Below are 15311 nucleotides of genomic sequence, written 5' to 3' on the forward strand. Positions count from 1 at the left end.
TTTGCCGTTAGAAGCTCGCTTTCACTGCCGCGGCAATTTTAAGTGCCGAAGATTGAACCAGTTGTGCATCCTCGCCTTCAACCATCACTCTGATCAAAGGCTCTGTGCCTGATTTACGCAATAAGACTCGACCTTTTTCGCCTAACTCAGCTTCAACTTCAGCCATCGCTTGCTTGACGGCATCAGCATCTAGTGGATTAGAATCTCCTTGGAATCGAACATTTTCCAGTACCTGAGGGTACAATGTCATTCCCTGAGATAAGTCATGTAGCGACATATCGCTGCCCACAACTGACGCTAAAACCTGTAGTGCCGCAACAATAGCGTCTCCCGTCGTTACCTTGTCCAACAAGATAACGTGACCAGAGTTTTCTGCACCGATTTTCCACCCTTTTGCAAGAAGTTGCTCCATCACATAACGATCACCAACAGCCGCGCGGACAAATGGAATACCCAGTTGTTTCAGACCATTTTCCATACCAAGGTTAGTCATTAGCGTACCAACAACACCCCCCTTTAACTCACCACGACGCATGGCATCACGAGCGATGATATACGCGATTTGGTCACCATCAACTTTATTGCCTAAATGGTCAACCATGATGATACGATCGCCATCACCATCAAAAGCCAGACCAAGTACTGCACCTTCCTCTACAACTCGCTTTTGCAGAGCACGTACATCCGTCGCACCAACTTCATGGTTAATGTTCGTACCATTTGGTTCGATGCCCATCGCCACAACATCCGCACCTAGTTCGCTAAATACTGCCGGTGCAATATGGTAAGTTGCACCATGAGCACAATCGACAACGATTTTAAGACCCGCCAAACTTAACTCTGATGGGAAGGTGCTTTTACAAAACTCGATGTAACGGCCCGCAGCATCGTTTAAACGAGAGGCTTTACCTAGCAGGGCTGACTCAACACATTCGATATCTTTATCAAGTTCGGCTTCAATCGCTAACTCGATATCATCAGGTAACTTAGTACCTTCAGAAGAGAAAAACTTAATACCGTTGTCATAATACGGGTTGTGAGATGCAGAAATCACAATCCCCGCTTCTGCGCGGAAAGTTTGCGTCAGGTATGCGACAGCAGGCGTTGGCATTGGGCCCGTAAAGGTTGCTTTCAGTCCCGCAGCGGCTAAGCCCGCCTCTAAAGCAGATTCAAGCATATAGCCAGAAATACGTGTATCTTTGCCAATAATGACCTTCTTCGTCCCCTGTTTAGCCAGTACACGGCCCGCAGCCCATCCGAGTTTAAGGACAAAGTCTGGTGTAATCGGGTATTGGCCAACTTTGCCACGTACACCATCGGTACCAAAATAGCGTCTCTTATCAGACATAGTGAATCCTTTTTATAATCATTTTTCTGCTCAGTGGTTTTGACTAACCATTGAGACAATCTTCATAGCATCAAGCGTTTGTTCAAAATCGTGGACACGGATGATTTGTGCGCCCTTCATGGCTGCGATTGTAGCGCAACTGACACTCGCTGCAATACACTCATCAGGTGCTTTATCAAGCAACTTAAACAACATAGATTTACGCGACATTCCCGCTAGAATCGGCAAACCAAATTGATGGAACTGTTCTAAATGCGCCAACATATGATAGTTGTGCTGTAAAGTTTTGCCAAAACCAAAACCTGGATCAAGAATAAGCTGACTACGCTGGATACCGACCTTTTCACACGCTTCTATACGCTCTTGCAAAAACTCGCCCACTTCTTTGAGTAAATCTTCGTAGTGAGGATTCGACTGCATAGTCCGTGGCTGACCTTGCATATGCATAAGACAAATTGGCAACCCAGATTGAGCCGCGACATCTAGTGCCCCTGGCTCTTGTAAAGCACGGACATCATTAATAATATCCGCACCAGCTTCAATCGCTTGGCGCATCACTTCAGCTTTGCTGGTATCGATAGAAATCCAGACATCGTGTTGCTTTCTAATCGCTCGAATAACCGGAATCACACGTTGCAACTCTTCTTCCAACGCGACATCAGGCGCACCTGGGCGCGTCGATTCACCACCGATATCGATGATAGTTACCCCAGCTTCAATCATTCGCTGCGCCTGAGCGAGCGCATTATCTAGTGAGTGGTATCTACCGCCGTCAGAAAAGGAATCAGGGGTGACGTTTAGAATTCCCATGACCTGTGGTTGTGACAGGTCCAGCGATTTATTGTTTGCTTTCAGAATCATACTTGGGCTCTTTACCTTTAAATACAAAAACCCCGAGTTGCCTCGGGGTTTCTTTTAAAAGCTTAGTTACTCAGAGTCTTTTTTCTCTGCTGCTTCTGCTGATGTTGTTTCTTGAGAAGTCGTCGGCTCTTCTGATTTTACTTCAGAATCTTGTGCTTCACTTTTCTCTTCAGGTTCAGACTTTTCTTCTTGCTTGCTATTAGCGTTACTTCCCCAGCCAGCAGGCTCACGAATGACTTCTTTACGTTGCATTAGGTCTTCAATTTGACCTGCATCGATCGTTTCATACTTCATCAACGCATCTTTCATTGCGTGCATAATATCCATGTTGTCTTGGATAAGTTTTAGTGCACGATCGTAGTTGCGGTCGATAATGGCACGAATTTCAGAGTCTATCAGCTTAGCAGTATCGTCAGATACGTGTTTAGTCTGCGTTACGCTACGGCCTAGGAATACTTCACCTTCTTCCTCTGCGTATAGAAGAGGACCAAGTTTTTCAGAGTAACCCCATTGCGTCACCATGTTACGCGCTAGGTTTGTCGCTACTTTAATATCGTTTGACGCACCCGTTGATACTTTATCAGCACCGTAGATCAGATCTTCAGCGATACGACCACCGTAAAGTGTCGCAATCTTACTCTCAAGGAACTGACGGCTGTAGCTGATTGCATCTTGCTCAGGCAAGAAGAACGTCACACCCAATGCACGGCCACGAGGAATAATCGTTACCTTGTGTACAGGATCGTGCTCAGGAGATAAATAACCTACAATCGCGTGACCCGCTTCGTGGTATGCCGTCGACTCCTTGATCTCTTCCGACATAACCATCGACTTGCGCTCAGCACCCATGTTGATCTTGTCTTTCGCTTGTTCAAACTCGACCATAGACACATTACGCTTGTTGCCACGAGCGGCAAATAGCGCCGCTTCGTTAACAAGGTTAGCAAGGTCTGCACCAGAGTAACCCGGTGTACCACGAGCTAGAAGTGATGGCTCGACGTCTGCTGCTAGTGGTACTTTACGCATGTGAACTTTCAAGATTTGCTCACGACCACGTACATCTGGCAGACCAACGACAACCTGACGGTCAAAACGACCAGGACGAAGAAGTGCAGGGTCTAGTACGTCTGGACGGTTAGTCGCCGCAATCACGATAATACCTTCGTTGCCTTCAAAGCCATCCATTTCAACCAGCATTTGGTTTAGTGTCTGTTCACGCTCATCGTGACCACCACCAACACCAGCACCACGTTGACGGCCTACCGCATCAATCTCATCGATAAAGATAATACACGGCGCAGCTTTCTTCGCTTGTTCGAACATATCACGTACACGAGATGCGCCAACACCAACAAACATTTCAACGAAATCAGAACCAGAAATGGTAAAGAATGGAACCTTCGCCTCACCAGCAATCGCTTTAGCAAGTAGCGTTTTACCGGTCCCCGGAGGACCTACCATCAAGACACCCGTTGGAATCTTACCTCCCAGCTTTTGGAAGCGGCTTGGGTCACGTAAGAAATCAACCAGTTCTTTGACGTCTTCTTTTGCTTCATCACAGCCAGCAACATCACCAAACGTGGTTTTGATTTGCTCTTCGCTCATCATTCGAGCTTTGCTCTTACCGAAAGACATCGCGCCTTTGCCGCCACCGCCTTGCATCTGGCGCATGAAGAAAATCCATACACCAATCAGTAAGATCATTGGGAACCATGAAATGAAGATAGTACCTAGCAGGCTTTGCTCTTCTGGAGGTGTACCTTGTACTTTCACATTTTGATTAATTAGGTCATCAAGTAGCTTCTGGTCGTAGACTGGCATGTAAGTAACATAACGCGCGCCGCCGCCACGACGTGTGAAAGAAATTTCACCGTCTTTAAAAGTTGCTTCCTGAATCTGGCCTTGGCCAACTTCCTGTACAAATGTGGTGTAATCCACCGCTCTGCCATTGCTTTCTCCAGGGCCAAAGCTCTGGAAAACCGACATCAAGACGACGGCGATAACAAGCCACAGAATTAAATTTTTTGCCATGTCACTCAAGGTGTAAGCCTCTCGATAACTAATTGTAATTAAAGGTAGGGTACTACAGTTTATAACCTGTAGCTATAGTGTTAACCTGCCCAGCAAGGGGCAAAATAGTTAACCTTTGTAACCAGTGGCTACAACAAAGACTTCTCGTGAGCGAGCTCGCGATGAGTCTGGTTTTCTGACTTTGACGACTTTAAAAGTATCGCGGACTTCTTTAACAAACTGATCGAAGCCTTCCCCCTGGAAAACCTTCACAACAAAGCTACCATTAGGGGCTAGAACTTGTCGACACATATCTAAAGCCAATTCAACTAAATACATTGCTCTTGGCTGGTCCACAGAGTTATTACCAGCAATATTCGGAGCCATGTCAGACATCACAACGTCAACCATTGATGGTTGGATTCTGTCCAGCAGAGCTTCTAGTACGGCTTCTTCACGGAAGTCACCTTGGAGGAAGCTTACCCCTGCAATAGGATCCATAGGTAACAGGTCACAAGCAATAATTTGCCCCTCCTCACCTACAATCTTAGCAGCATATTGCGACCACCCACCAGGTGCTGCACCTAAATCGACCACAGTCATACCAGGTTTTAGTAATTTATCTTTGGTTTGGATCTCTTCCATTTTGAAATAAGCGCGTGAACGATAGCCTTTTTTTCGCGCTTCGTTGGCGTACTTATCGTCAAAATGTTCTTTCAACCAGCGACCCGAGCTGGCCGAATGTTTTTGTTTACTCATTCGATACCTAACAGATAGAGGGAGCAACTAACCCAATAAATTATAGTCTTCACGGTTAGATGGCGTTAAAATGGTATTTTTCAACCCTTATAGTAAAGAAAATTGGCCGCGTAATGAACCTAAGCACTAAACAAAAGCAGCATCTCAAAGGCCTAGCGCACAGTCTAAAACCTGTTGTGCTTATGGGCGCAAATGGACTTACTGAAGCTGTTCTGGCGGAAATTGAAATTGCTCTAAATCACCATGAGCTAATCAAAATCAAAGTAGCCTCTGAAGACCGTGAGACTAAAGGTCTTATCATTGATGCTATTGTACGTGAAACTGGCGCTGAAAAAGTACAAGTAATTGGTAAAACTCTTATCCTGTACCGTCAAACTGAAGATCGCAAAATCGAGCTTCCACGTAAATAATTGCTAACCAATAGCAACATCAAAAAAGGTCGCGACTGCGACCTTTTTGCTATCTCTGTTCTAAAGAAATGCTCTCACATCTCTGAACTTAGATATATTTAACTTTATCGATTTCGAAATCACGGTCGCCGCCTGGTGTAGAAATAACGACTTCGTCACCTTCCATCTTACCAATCAAACCGCGTGCAATCGGTGAACTTACAGAGATACGACCAGCTTTAATATCCGCTTCGTCTTCACCGACGATTTGGTAAGTTTTCTCTGCTTCAGTATCACAATCGATCAAAGTCACCGTCGAACCAAAGATAACCTTGCCAGTATTGTCCATCTTAGTCACATCGATTACCTGTGCGACCGACAGTTTGTATTCGATATCACGAATCTGAGCCTCACAGATACCCTGCTCTTCACGTGCAGCATGGTACTCAGCGTTTTCTTTAAGATCTCCAAGCTCACGAGCTTCAGCAATCGCTTCAGAAATCTTTGGGCGAAGCTTCAATAGTCTTTCTAATTCTTCACGCAGCTTCTGTTCGCCACGCAACGTCATTGGGACTTTTTCCATTATGTACCTCATTCCAAAGCAATCTTTGGACAAAACAAAACTACCTAATCCACACTGGACTAGGTAGTGAGCTAACTAATCAATTTCTCTTAGTGTAAACAAACTTGGAGACTAAATCATCTTAAATCCATCGCTCAAAAAAAACAGTGCTTACACAGCGATTTACTCATTATTTTTCGTTACCTAAAAACACTCAAACACCCCGCAAGTTAATAAAAAAAACTAAAATTTTTCTTAATGACAACAAATTCAACAACAAGAAAAAAACCTTAATAATCATGATTTTGATATTTTTTAATCCAAAATAAAACAGTGTTCAAAAAACTGTTTTATATCGTTTTACTACCAATAGGCGGAACTTTAGCGGTACAACAATGCTCACCAATTACTCGCTCGGTGAATACCAAGTGCAAAGTATTTCTGACAGAAGTCTTACATATGAGCATTGATTCATTGCGGTAATAGTAAGAGGATTGACTCAAGTGAGTCATCACTCGCATAACAACTATTTATGGACAGTAAATTAGGACTAATAAGATGAACAAAACTCTGATTGCTCTAGCAGTTTCAGCTGCAGCAGTGGCAACTGGCGCAAACGCGGCAGAAATCTACAGCCAAGACGGTAACTCTATCGAAATGGGCGGCCGTGCTGAAGCGCGTCTATCTCTTAAAGATGGCAAAGCAGAAGACAAAACTCGTGTACGTCTAAACTTCCTAGGTAAAGCTCAGATCACTGACGGCCTATACGGTGTTGGTTTCTACGAAGGCGAATTCACTACTGCTGAAAACGGTCAAGGTACTGACAGCAACAGCGATAGCCTAACAAACCGTTACGCATACGCTGGTCTAGGTGGCGCATTTGGTGAAATCACTTACGGTAAAAACGACGGTGCACTAGGTGTAATCACTGACTTTACCGATATCATGGCTTACCACGGTAACTCTGCTGCATACAAAATTTCTGTAGCTGACCGTTCAGACAACATGATCTCTTACAAAGGCCAATTTGCTGATCTAGGCGTTAAAGCGAGCTACCGTTTTGCTGATGCAGAAAACAACGGTGTAGATGGCTACGGCGACAACAATGCTGACGGCTACTCTCTATCTGCAATCTACGCAATCGGCGAAACTGGCCTTAAACTAGGTGCAGGTTACGCAGACGGTAACCAGTACCTTGATACTGTTACGGAAAATAAGTTCGACCAACTTACTGAGCGTAACCAGTACATGCTTGCTGCTTCTTACGCAATCAACGACCTATACTTCGCAGGTACTTTCGTTGACGGTCAAGACAAAGACAAAGCAACTGGCAACAAAACTGACCTAACTGGTTACGAATTCGCGGCGGCTTACACTATGGGCCAAACTGTATTCACAACAACATACAACTACCTAGAGTCTAAAGACGCTGGAGTTAAAGCTGACGAAGCAGACAACGTTGCAATCGATGCAACTTACTACTTCAAGCCTAACTTCCGTGGTTACGTATCGTACAACTTCAACCTGCTAGATGTTGATGCTGCTAAAGGTATCACTAAAGCAGACGCTGAAGATGAGATCGCTCTAGGTCTACGTTACGACTTCTAATTTCCTGACCTTAAGTCAAGAATCTAAGACGCCCGCTCTATAGCGGGCGTTTTTTTTACTCGCTATACTCTTCTTCTGGCTCACGACTTGCGATACCCATTACTATGCAACGCTCAATTTTTTTCTCATCCCTACTATGGGTTTTAGGTCTATTTTCTTCGCAAGTATCGGCTTATGCGCCATTAAACGAATTACCTTCAGGTAGCCGAGCGGCATTGCGCGTCGAGAGCTTACAGAGTCAAGAGAGCTACCAAGGTTCAGCAAACCAAGATCAACTGTTTCCACCAGCCAGCACATTAAAAATAGTGACCGCTCTTGCTGCAAAACTCGAGTTAGGTGATCAGTTTCGCTACCACACCGCGATAGAACAGGCGGGTCAGGATGTTGTGATTCGTTTTAGTGGCGATCCAACCTTTACCACAGATAATCTAAAACAACTCTTATCTCAGGCTCGTAGCAAAGGCATAAAGCGAATCGAAGGTGACCTGTTGTTAGATAATAGTGCTTTTACAGGTTACGAACGTGCGGTTGGCTGGCCTTGGGACATTCTTGGCGTTTGCTATAGCGCACCAGCGAGCGCCATCTCACTTGACGGAAATTGTGTTCAGGCTTCTATATACACTCAGCAAGACGGCAAAACTCGCGTCTATGTACCCGAACATCAACCTATTTATGTCACCACACTAGCAAAAACCGTTTCTAAAGCTGAACAAGAGAGCGCTCAATGCGATTTAGAGCTGCTCTCATCACCAGACAACCACTATCAGTTACAAGGGTGCCTACAAAGCCGTAGCCAACCTCTACCGCTCAAATTCGCCGTTCAAGATCCTGCTCTTTACACGCAGCGTATACTCCATACACTGCTCAGTCAGCTAAACATTGAACTTATTGGCGACATCAAAGTGGGCGTACCTCAGCGACAAGGTCAAGCATTAGCAAGCCATCAATCTTCTCCACTCCCTCAATTGCTCGAAACAATGCTCAAACAGTCAGATAACCTGATTGCCGACAACCTAACGAAGACTCTTGGTAGCAAGTTCTTTGTTCAGTCAGGCAGTTTTGGTAATGGGACTGAAGCAATCAAACAGATCCTCTTCGCTAAAACCGGCATCAACTTACAACAAACGCCAATGGCAGACGGCTCAGGCTTATCACGTAACAATCGCTTTACCAGCCAAAATATGGCCGCCGTTTTACGTTATATCTGGAAACATGATGATCAACTGGGACTGATCGACTTAATGCCAAAGGCAGGAACTAACGGCACGCTAAAATATCGCCGAAGTATGCGCCAGGAACCGATCAAAGGAGAGTTGATTGCCAAGAGTGGCTCCCTCTACGGAAGCTACAATATGGCGGGTTACGGTTTAGATAATAACGGTAAACCTAGCACCTTGTTTGTTCAGTTTGTCGCTGACTATCATCCACCAAAAACGAAGAGCGACGCTCAACCGACCGTCGCTCCTATCACTAAGTTTGAAACATTGTTCTATCAAGATGTGGTGAAATTTAGTCAGGCAATGCCCAAAAAGTAATTCACGAGAAAAGTGCGGTGTGTTTTCAATGTAAGTATTGCTCATTACCGTCATGGCGAATCTCCCGATTGGCAGTAGGTAACGACCATCAAACACAGTGGTGTACAAGCACAAGACGCAGTCTCACCAGCCCAAAGAAGCTAGAGAGATACTGTGTTGATTCTAGAATTTAGAGGAGAAAAACGTGAGGATACAGTTCAATAGAAAGGATGCTCTACCACTTAGGTAGAGGCGTGAGACGACAATACCGAAGCGGTTTATTTTTCCCCTCTCATACTAGGAGGATGGTCGATATTGTTCATAAAAGTCTCCGAATAAGCTGCCATACTGGCAGCGTGCGCATAGTACCAGAGTCATCAAAGAAAATCAGTCATTTTTAAACAAAAACGCATAACATTTGAGCAGACTATAAGTTTGATAACAAACATAAAAAAAGCGCCTAGTAAGGCGCTTTAATTCACGATAATTTCAGGCAGTGACTATTTAATTGTCACGCGAGCGAACTTACGCTTACCAACTTGGAACACGTAAGTTCCTGCTTCAGGTGTAAACTTAGCGTCTGCCACTTTTTCGCCATCCATCTTAGCCGCACCTTGCTTAACCATACGCATTGCTTCTGAAGTTGAAGCGCACAATGCTGCTTCTTTCAGTAAGTTGCTCACTGGCAGGCCAGCTTCAAACTCAAACTCTGGCATCTCATCAGGAATTTGGTTTTTCGCAAAACGGTTAACGAACTCTTGCTCAGCCGCATCTGCATCTTCTTGGCTATGGAAGCGAGCGATGATCTCTTTTGCCAGAGCAACTTTCACATCACGTGGGTTTTTACCCGCTTCAACACCCGCTTTCAGTTCGTTGATTTCTTCAAGCGGACGGAAAGAGAGCAGCTCGTAGTAGTTCCACATCAATTCATCAGAAATCGACATGATCTTACCGAACATCTCACTTGGTGCTTCGCTAATACCGATGTAGTTGTGCGCAGACTTAGACATTTTCTTCTCGCCGTCTAGACCAACAAGAAGAGGCATAGTTAAAACAACCTGCGGCTTCTGACCGTGTGCTTTTTGCAGCTCACGACCCATCAGCAAGTTGAACTTCTGGTCAGTACCACCGAGTTCAACGTCTGTTTCCATTGCTACTGAGTCATAACCTTGTAGGAGTGGATACATAAACTCATGAATAGCAATTGGCTGACCACCAGTGTAACGCTTTTTAAAATCATCACGTTCCAGCATACGAGCAACCGTTTGATTTGCAGCAAGGCGAATCATACCCTCTGCACCTAGCTCAGAAAGCCACTCAGAGTTAAATTGAATCTTAGTTTTCGCTGGTTCAAGAATCTTAAACACCTGCTCTTTATACGTTTCTGCGTTACGCAGTACGTCTTCGCGAGTTAGAGGTGGGCGAGTTGTGTTCTTACCTGTTGGGTCACCAACCATACCAGTGAAATCACCGATTAAGAACGTCACATCATGGCCAAGTTCTTGGAACGCACGTAGCTTGTTCAAAATAACTGTGTGGCCTAGGTGGATATCAGGAGCCGTTGGATCGGCACCCAGTTTGATGCGAAGAGGACGCCCCTCTTTCAACTTAGCAATCAGTTCTTCTTCTGGAATCAGTTCATCAACACCGCGCTTAATCTCCGCTAGTGCAGCTTCAATGCTCGCCATTCTTGTTCACTCCCACAGATTTGGCAAAAATTTGTTAGTTTGCCATCTTACTTGAATAGCGATGCTTTTTGAAACCAGTTAGACTAAACAGCTGAGCTTTTTTACTGAATTTTTTAGAACGGACATACGATGTTGTCTCTTTTTGCTCGACTACCTTGGATTCATCGAGCCCTTATCACCTCTTTCAGCGCATTAATTGTCATCGCGCTATTTCTGCCTGCCCCTAACGATCTCCGCCAGGAAGAGAGCAACTATCAAGTGGGTAAAGCTTACCCTTTAACGCTGAATATCGATCAACTTTCTCAGCAAGAGTCCATTTCCCCACTTGCCGTTTTACGTTGGGAAAAACACACCATTGGATCTGGTGACAGTATGGCTCTGCTGTTTCAACGTGCTGGGCTATCATCTCGTTTGCTTTATCAACTGACCTCGACCAATAAGGACATTGAGACGCAACTGACTCGAGTGAGACCGGGAGACACCTTCGAGCTGGGCTTTGACACCGACAATGAGTTGATACAGATTAAACGAACTCTCAGCCCCTATGAGAGCTTTCTAGTGACTAAATCCGAAGCAGGTTATCGATCGTCATTTGACAAAAAAGAACTGTTTTACCAATACAACTACGCTGAAGCGAATATCACCTCAAACTTCTGGAATGCAGGCGTCAATGCCGGTTTAACCGCAAACCAAATTATGGAGTTAGCCGGTATTTTTGGCTGGGATATCGACTTTGCGTTGGATATTCGTAGTGGTGACAACTTTAAGATTCTCTATCAAGAGAAGGTGGTTGAAGGAGAAGTCATCGGAAGAGGAAAGATCATTGCAGCGGTATTTACCAACCAAGGGGATACATTCAAAGCCATTTTGGATGATAAAACGGGCAACTACTATGACGAAAATGGCCGTGCAATGAAGAAGGCATTCTTGCGCTCTCCCCTTGATTTCCGTCGTGTGACATCTAACTTTAACCCGACTCGACGCCATCCAGTGACGGGCAAAGTCGTTGCCCACCGAGGAACAGACTATGCTGCACCTGTCGGAACGCCTATTTGGGCTGCGGGTGACGGTATTGTGCAAAAATCTAGCTACAACCAGTTCAACGGCAACTACGTCTTTATTAAGCACAGCAATACTTACATCACTAAGTATCTCCACTTAACAAAACGTACCGTGAAAACCGGCCAGAGGGTTAAGCAAGGCCAGACAATCGGTACCCTTGGAGGCACAGGTCGTGTCACTGGTCCACACCTACACTATGAGTTTCTAGTTAATGGCGTCCACAAAAACGCCAGAACGGTCAAATTGCCACAGTCTAAATCACTCACAGGTTCAGACAAGGCGACCTTCATTGCCAACGCCAAGATCAGATTAGATAAACTGAATCGCTACGGTGAGTTACTTGCTACACCATAAGTCAAAGGCCCGGATAATCCGGGCCTTTGTCATTAATCGGCTTCAATAACTCTATTACCCTGCTCTTCCACTTTATGCTCTTTGCCCAGCATTAATAGACACGGAGTCAATACTAGAGTGAGCACAGTGGCAAACGCTAGGCCACCAGCAACCGCCGTGGCGAGTTGCGACCACCACTGGGTACTGGGTGCACCAAATTCAATTTTTTGGTTGATCAGGTCGATGTTCATTTCCAGTACCATCGGCAGTAAGCCAAGAATCGTCGTTACCGTCGTCAGCATCACCGGTCGCAAACGTTGAACTCCAGTTCGCAGTATTGCTTCTCGCTTATCTAAGCCACGATGACGCAGTTGGTTATAGGTATCGATTAAAACAATATTGTTGTTGACCACAATGCCAGCCAACGCAATAACCCCTATCCCAGACATTATGATACCAAATGGCTTCTGGAATATTAGCAAGCCAACAAACACCCCAACGGTTGAAAATAGTACAGCACTTAAAATTAAGAATGCCTGATAGAAACTATTGAACTGAGTAATCAGAATAAGCGCCATCACCACCAATGCCACAAGAAAGGCATTTTGTAGAAACGCAGAAGAGTTTTCTTGCTCTTCATTCTGCCCACGAATTTTAAACTCAACACCATCAGGTAAACCGAGCTCAGCGACCGCTTTATTTATTTTGGGCAACTCGAGAGCCAAGTTATAACCCTCTTTCATATCCGCCATAATATTGGTGACCCGATGCCCATCAATGCGTCGTATCGTGTCTTGTTTGTGCTCAGGTACGATAGTCGCAAAGTTAGTGATAGGAACTAAGCCAGCTTGAGTTTTGACTCGAAGCTGATCAAAACGACCTATGTCGCGCTTGTCCTGCGGATAACGAACTAAAATGTCGACTTCTTCATTGGCATCATCAGGCAGATAATCACCGATTTTCAGACCATTCGTCACAAACTGGACGGTATTGCCAACTAAAGTAGCATCGGCAGCAAAACGAGATGCGTCATCACGACGAATGTCGATCTGCCAATCTATGCCGTCTTTACTTGACGTATCACTGAGATTGGTAAAAGCCGGATAATTGTCAGCCCAATGCCTAACTTTTTTAGCCGCCGCGTCCAATTCAGTAGGGATCCGAGCCGATAATTCTATCACCAGATCATGTTCAACCGGTGGACCAGCATCAGGGAATTTATACTCAATTTCGACACCAGCATAACCATCCGTTTGGAGCTTGAGTTCCTCTATTATCTCTTTGACCTTACGGCGATACTGCCAATCAACAGGAGTAATCTGAATCTGACCAATTTCATCATCACCACCAGTGCGAGTGTAAACACTCTCAAACTCATCATGATTGAGCATTACCGCTTCAATATCACGAATAATCAAGTCTTTCTCATCCAAGGAAAGATCACCATAAGATCGAACTTTAACCGTGAAAAATGGTGGATCTACCTCGGGGAAAAACTCCGCCCCCAAACCTGCTTTGGCGTAGGTAAAACCAACGCCAATCGCAAGCAAAATAGCGCTAATGAGGATTTTGAACGGGTGCTTTATCGCAATGTCTAAGGTATGGAAGTAGAGCTTAGTGATACCCGTTGCCTTAGAAAAATCGCCATCATGTAGCGCAACCATTTTCTCCCGTTGCGCCTTAGTAACATGCTGAGGTCGTCCTATTAAACTGCCTAAAACAGGCACCAATAGTAGCGCCATCGCTAGAGATGCGCTCAAAGTAGCAATGAGAGTCAGCGGCAAATACTTCATAAATTCGCCCGTGACATCTGGCCAGAAAAGCAAAGGAGCAAAAGCCGCTAGTGTGGTCGCCGTGGAGGCGGTAATCGGCCATGCCATTCGCTTGGCGGCATCACGATAAGCTTCCCTTCTTGGCGTGCCTTCTTGCATACGTCGATCGGCAAATTCAGTCACAACGATAGCGCCGTCAACCAACATACCTACCGCCATAATCAGTGAAAAGAGCACGACAATATTGATGGTTAGACCAAAAACAGACAGAACCAGCAAACCGGTTAAGAATGAGCCTGGAATCGAAATGCCCACCAACAAGGCAGTACGAACACCAAGAATGGCAATGATGACAATCACAACCAGAATGATCGCAGACAAGATATTGTTCTGTAGATCGCTGAGCATCATCTCAACATCTTTAGACTGATCCCAAGTGTATTTGACCATCAGGTTATTCGGCCAATCTGGACGCGTTTGAGCTTCTGCCAACACCGCTTTTATTAACGCAACAGTCTCGATGATATTCTCGCCAGCGCGTTTTTTCGCATCCAGTACAACGGCAGATTTTCCATCTAGCCGTGCGTAGCTTTCTGGATCTCGGAATGCCCGTCTAACGGTTGCCACATCACCAAAGGTAATGACCTGCTTACCATCAACCTTTACAGGCAATTCAAGCACATCTTTCAGCGAATCGAAGACCGAAGGAACCTTAACCGAAAAGCGCCCATACCCGGTATCAACGAAACCTGCGGCAACCACTCTGTTATTTAGTGCGATCAGGTTGTAGATATCCCCCTGATCTAAGCCATAACTTTCCATCAGTAGTGGATCAACAATGATCTCAACAATATCCTCGCGATCACCTGCAATATCCACTTCTAGGATTTGGCGGTAACTTTCCAGCTTATCTCTTAACTGACGCGCTATCTGCACAATGGTCCGCTCAGGTACCGTACCGTAAAGTACGATTGAAAGCGCAGGTTCCTCCGACGCTAAAGTCACTTCATTGACCGTCGGTTCATCGCTGTCGCTGGGTAATTTGGGTTTTGCCAAATCAACCGCTTCACGCACATCAGCCATCGCTTTGTTCAGGTCGACACCAACACTGAACTCAAGCATGACTGAGGCATGACCTTCAGAAGCGGTAGAGGTCATCTCTTTGACCCCTTCAATGGTTCTCAATTCTTGCTCAATCGGGCGAACAAGCAATCGTTCGGCGTCTGATGGCGATATCCCCTGATGGCCTACCGACACATAAATAATCGGAATTGTAATGTCAGGGCTAGATTCTTTAGGAATGGTGATATACGTTCCCGCACCGGCGAATAGAATAAAAACCAGAAGCACCATCATGGTTCTAGTACGAGATAGAGCCGCATCAATCAATGCATACATAGTGTCG

The 15311-nt window shown here is 45.3% G+C and carries 11 protein-coding genes; 4 read left to right on the forward strand and 7 right to left on the reverse strand.

Features of this window, described 5'->3' with window-relative positions; translation table 11 throughout:
- Nucleotides 1-7 precede the first annotated feature (7 nt).
- The 4 genes from glmM to rlmE form a co-directional block, all read right to left on the reverse strand.
- Nucleotides 8-1348 (reverse strand): phosphoglucosamine mutase, encoded by a 1341-nt coding sequence (glmM, locus tag QTN95_RS06740; protein ID WP_331416863.1) that lies wholly within the window; start codon nucleotides 1346-1348, stop codon nucleotides 8-10.
- A 30-nt stretch (nucleotides 1349-1378) separates the two neighbouring features.
- Nucleotides 1379-2209, reverse strand: a complete 831-nt coding sequence (folP, locus tag QTN95_RS06745) for a dihydropteroate synthase (protein WP_331416864.1) — start codon at nucleotides 2207-2209, stop codon at nucleotides 1379-1381.
- Nucleotides 2210-2275: 66 nt separating this feature from the next.
- The gene (gene ftsH, locus QTN95_RS06750; protein WP_138972136.1) at nucleotides 2276-4240 is read right to left on the reverse strand and encodes an ATP-dependent zinc metalloprotease FtsH; all 1965 of its coding nucleotides are present in this window, start codon (nucleotides 4238-4240) and stop codon (nucleotides 2276-2278) included.
- Nucleotides 4241-4348: 108 nt separating this feature from the next.
- The gene (gene rlmE, locus QTN95_RS06755) at nucleotides 4349-4978 is read right to left on the reverse strand and encodes a 23S rRNA (uridine(2552)-2'-O)-methyltransferase RlmE (RefSeq protein ID WP_138972137.1); all 630 of its coding nucleotides are present in this window, start codon (nucleotides 4976-4978) and stop codon (nucleotides 4349-4351) included.
- A gap of 113 nt (nucleotides 4979-5091) precedes the next feature.
- Here rlmE and yhbY point away from each other — a divergent pair, with 113 nt between their 5' ends.
- On the forward strand, nucleotides 5092-5388 hold the full coding sequence (gene yhbY / locus QTN95_RS06760; protein WP_138972138.1) for a ribosome assembly RNA-binding protein YhbY: 297 nt from the start codon (nucleotides 5092-5094) through the stop codon (nucleotides 5386-5388).
- Nucleotides 5389-5476: 88 nt separating this feature from the next.
- Here yhbY and greA read toward each other — a convergent pair whose 3' ends face one another.
- The gene (gene greA / locus QTN95_RS06765; protein ID WP_331416865.1) at nucleotides 5477-5950 is read right to left on the reverse strand and encodes a transcription elongation factor GreA; all 474 of its coding nucleotides are present in this window, start codon (nucleotides 5948-5950) and stop codon (nucleotides 5477-5479) included.
- Nucleotides 5951-6487: 537 nt separating this feature from the next.
- Between greA and QTN95_RS06770 the strand changes: the two genes are divergently transcribed.
- Together QTN95_RS06770 and dacB are read left to right on the forward strand one after the other, a co-directional pair.
- Nucleotides 6488-7537 carry a porin gene (locus QTN95_RS06770; RefSeq protein ID WP_331416867.1) on the forward strand — a complete coding sequence of 350 codons (1050 nt, stop codon included), beginning with the start codon at nucleotides 6488-6490 and terminating at the stop codon, nucleotides 7535-7537.
- Nucleotides 7538-7641: 104 nt separating this feature from the next.
- Nucleotides 7642-9072 (forward strand): serine-type D-Ala-D-Ala carboxypeptidase, encoded by a 1431-nt coding sequence (dacB, locus tag QTN95_RS06775; RefSeq protein WP_331416868.1) that lies wholly within the window; start codon nucleotides 7642-7644, stop codon nucleotides 9070-9072.
- Between the two features lie 479 nt (nucleotides 9073-9551).
- Here dacB and tyrS read toward each other — a convergent pair whose 3' ends face one another.
- On the reverse strand, nucleotides 9552-10739 hold the full coding sequence (gene tyrS / locus QTN95_RS06780) for a tyrosine--tRNA ligase (protein ID WP_331416869.1): 1188 nt from the start codon (nucleotides 10737-10739) through the stop codon (nucleotides 9552-9554).
- A 129-nt stretch (nucleotides 10740-10868) separates the two neighbouring features.
- Between tyrS and QTN95_RS06785 the strand changes: the two genes are divergently transcribed.
- Nucleotides 10869-12155, forward strand: a complete 1287-nt coding sequence (locus tag QTN95_RS06785; RefSeq protein WP_331416871.1) for a peptidoglycan DD-metalloendopeptidase family protein — start codon at nucleotides 10869-10871, stop codon at nucleotides 12153-12155.
- Nucleotides 12156-12187: 32 nt separating this feature from the next.
- On the opposite strand, the gene QTN95_RS06790 is transcribed toward QTN95_RS06785, so the two are convergent.
- Nucleotides 12188-15304, reverse strand: coding sequence for an efflux RND transporter permease subunit (locus QTN95_RS06790; protein ID WP_331416873.1), 3117 nt, complete (start codon nucleotides 15302-15304; stop codon nucleotides 12188-12190).
- Nucleotides 15305-15311: the final 7 nt, after the last annotated feature.

Origin of the sequence: Vibrio sp. M260112, assembly GCF_036533775.1 — a bacterium.
GTDB lineage: Bacteria > Pseudomonadota > Gammaproteobacteria > Enterobacterales > Vibrionaceae > Vibrio.

Excerpts from the sequence above, each read along its gene's own strand:
- greA (WP_331416865.1), bottom strand. The coding sequence starts at position 5,950 with ATGGAAAAAGTCCCAATGACGTTGCGTGGCGAACAGAAGCTGCGTGAA.
- dacB (WP_331416868.1), top strand. The coding sequence starts at position 7,642 with ATGCAACGCTCAATTTTTTTCTCATCCCTACTATGGGTTTTAGGTCTA.
- rlmE (WP_138972137.1), bottom strand. The coding sequence starts at position 4,978 with ATGAGTAAACAAAAACATTCGGCCAGCTCGGGTCGCTGGTTGAAAGAA.
- QTN95_RS06790 (WP_331416873.1), bottom strand. The coding sequence starts at position 15,304 with ATGTATGCATTGATTGATGCGGCTCTATCTCGTACTAGAACCATGATG.
- glmM (WP_331416863.1), bottom strand. The coding sequence starts at position 1,348 with ATGTCTGATAAGAGACGCTATTTTGGTACCGATGGTGTACGTGGCAAA.
- yhbY (WP_138972138.1), top strand. The coding sequence starts at position 5,092 with ATGAACCTAAGCACTAAACAAAAGCAGCATCTCAAAGGCCTAGCGCAC.
- tyrS (WP_331416869.1), bottom strand. The coding sequence starts at position 10,739 with ATGGCGAGCATTGAAGCTGCACTAGCGGAGATTAAGCGCGGTGTTGAT.
- folP (WP_331416864.1), bottom strand. The coding sequence starts at position 2,209 with ATGATTCTGAAAGCAAACAATAAATCGCTGGACCTGTCACAACCACAG.
- QTN95_RS06770 (WP_331416867.1), top strand. The coding sequence starts at position 6,488 with ATGAACAAAACTCTGATTGCTCTAGCAGTTTCAGCTGCAGCAGTGGCA.
- ftsH (WP_138972136.1), bottom strand. The coding sequence starts at position 4,240 with ATGGCAAAAAATTTAATTCTGTGGCTTGTTATCGCCGTCGTCTTGATG.
- QTN95_RS06785 (WP_331416871.1), top strand. The coding sequence starts at position 10,869 with ATGTTGTCTCTTTTTGCTCGACTACCTTGGATTCATCGAGCCCTTATC.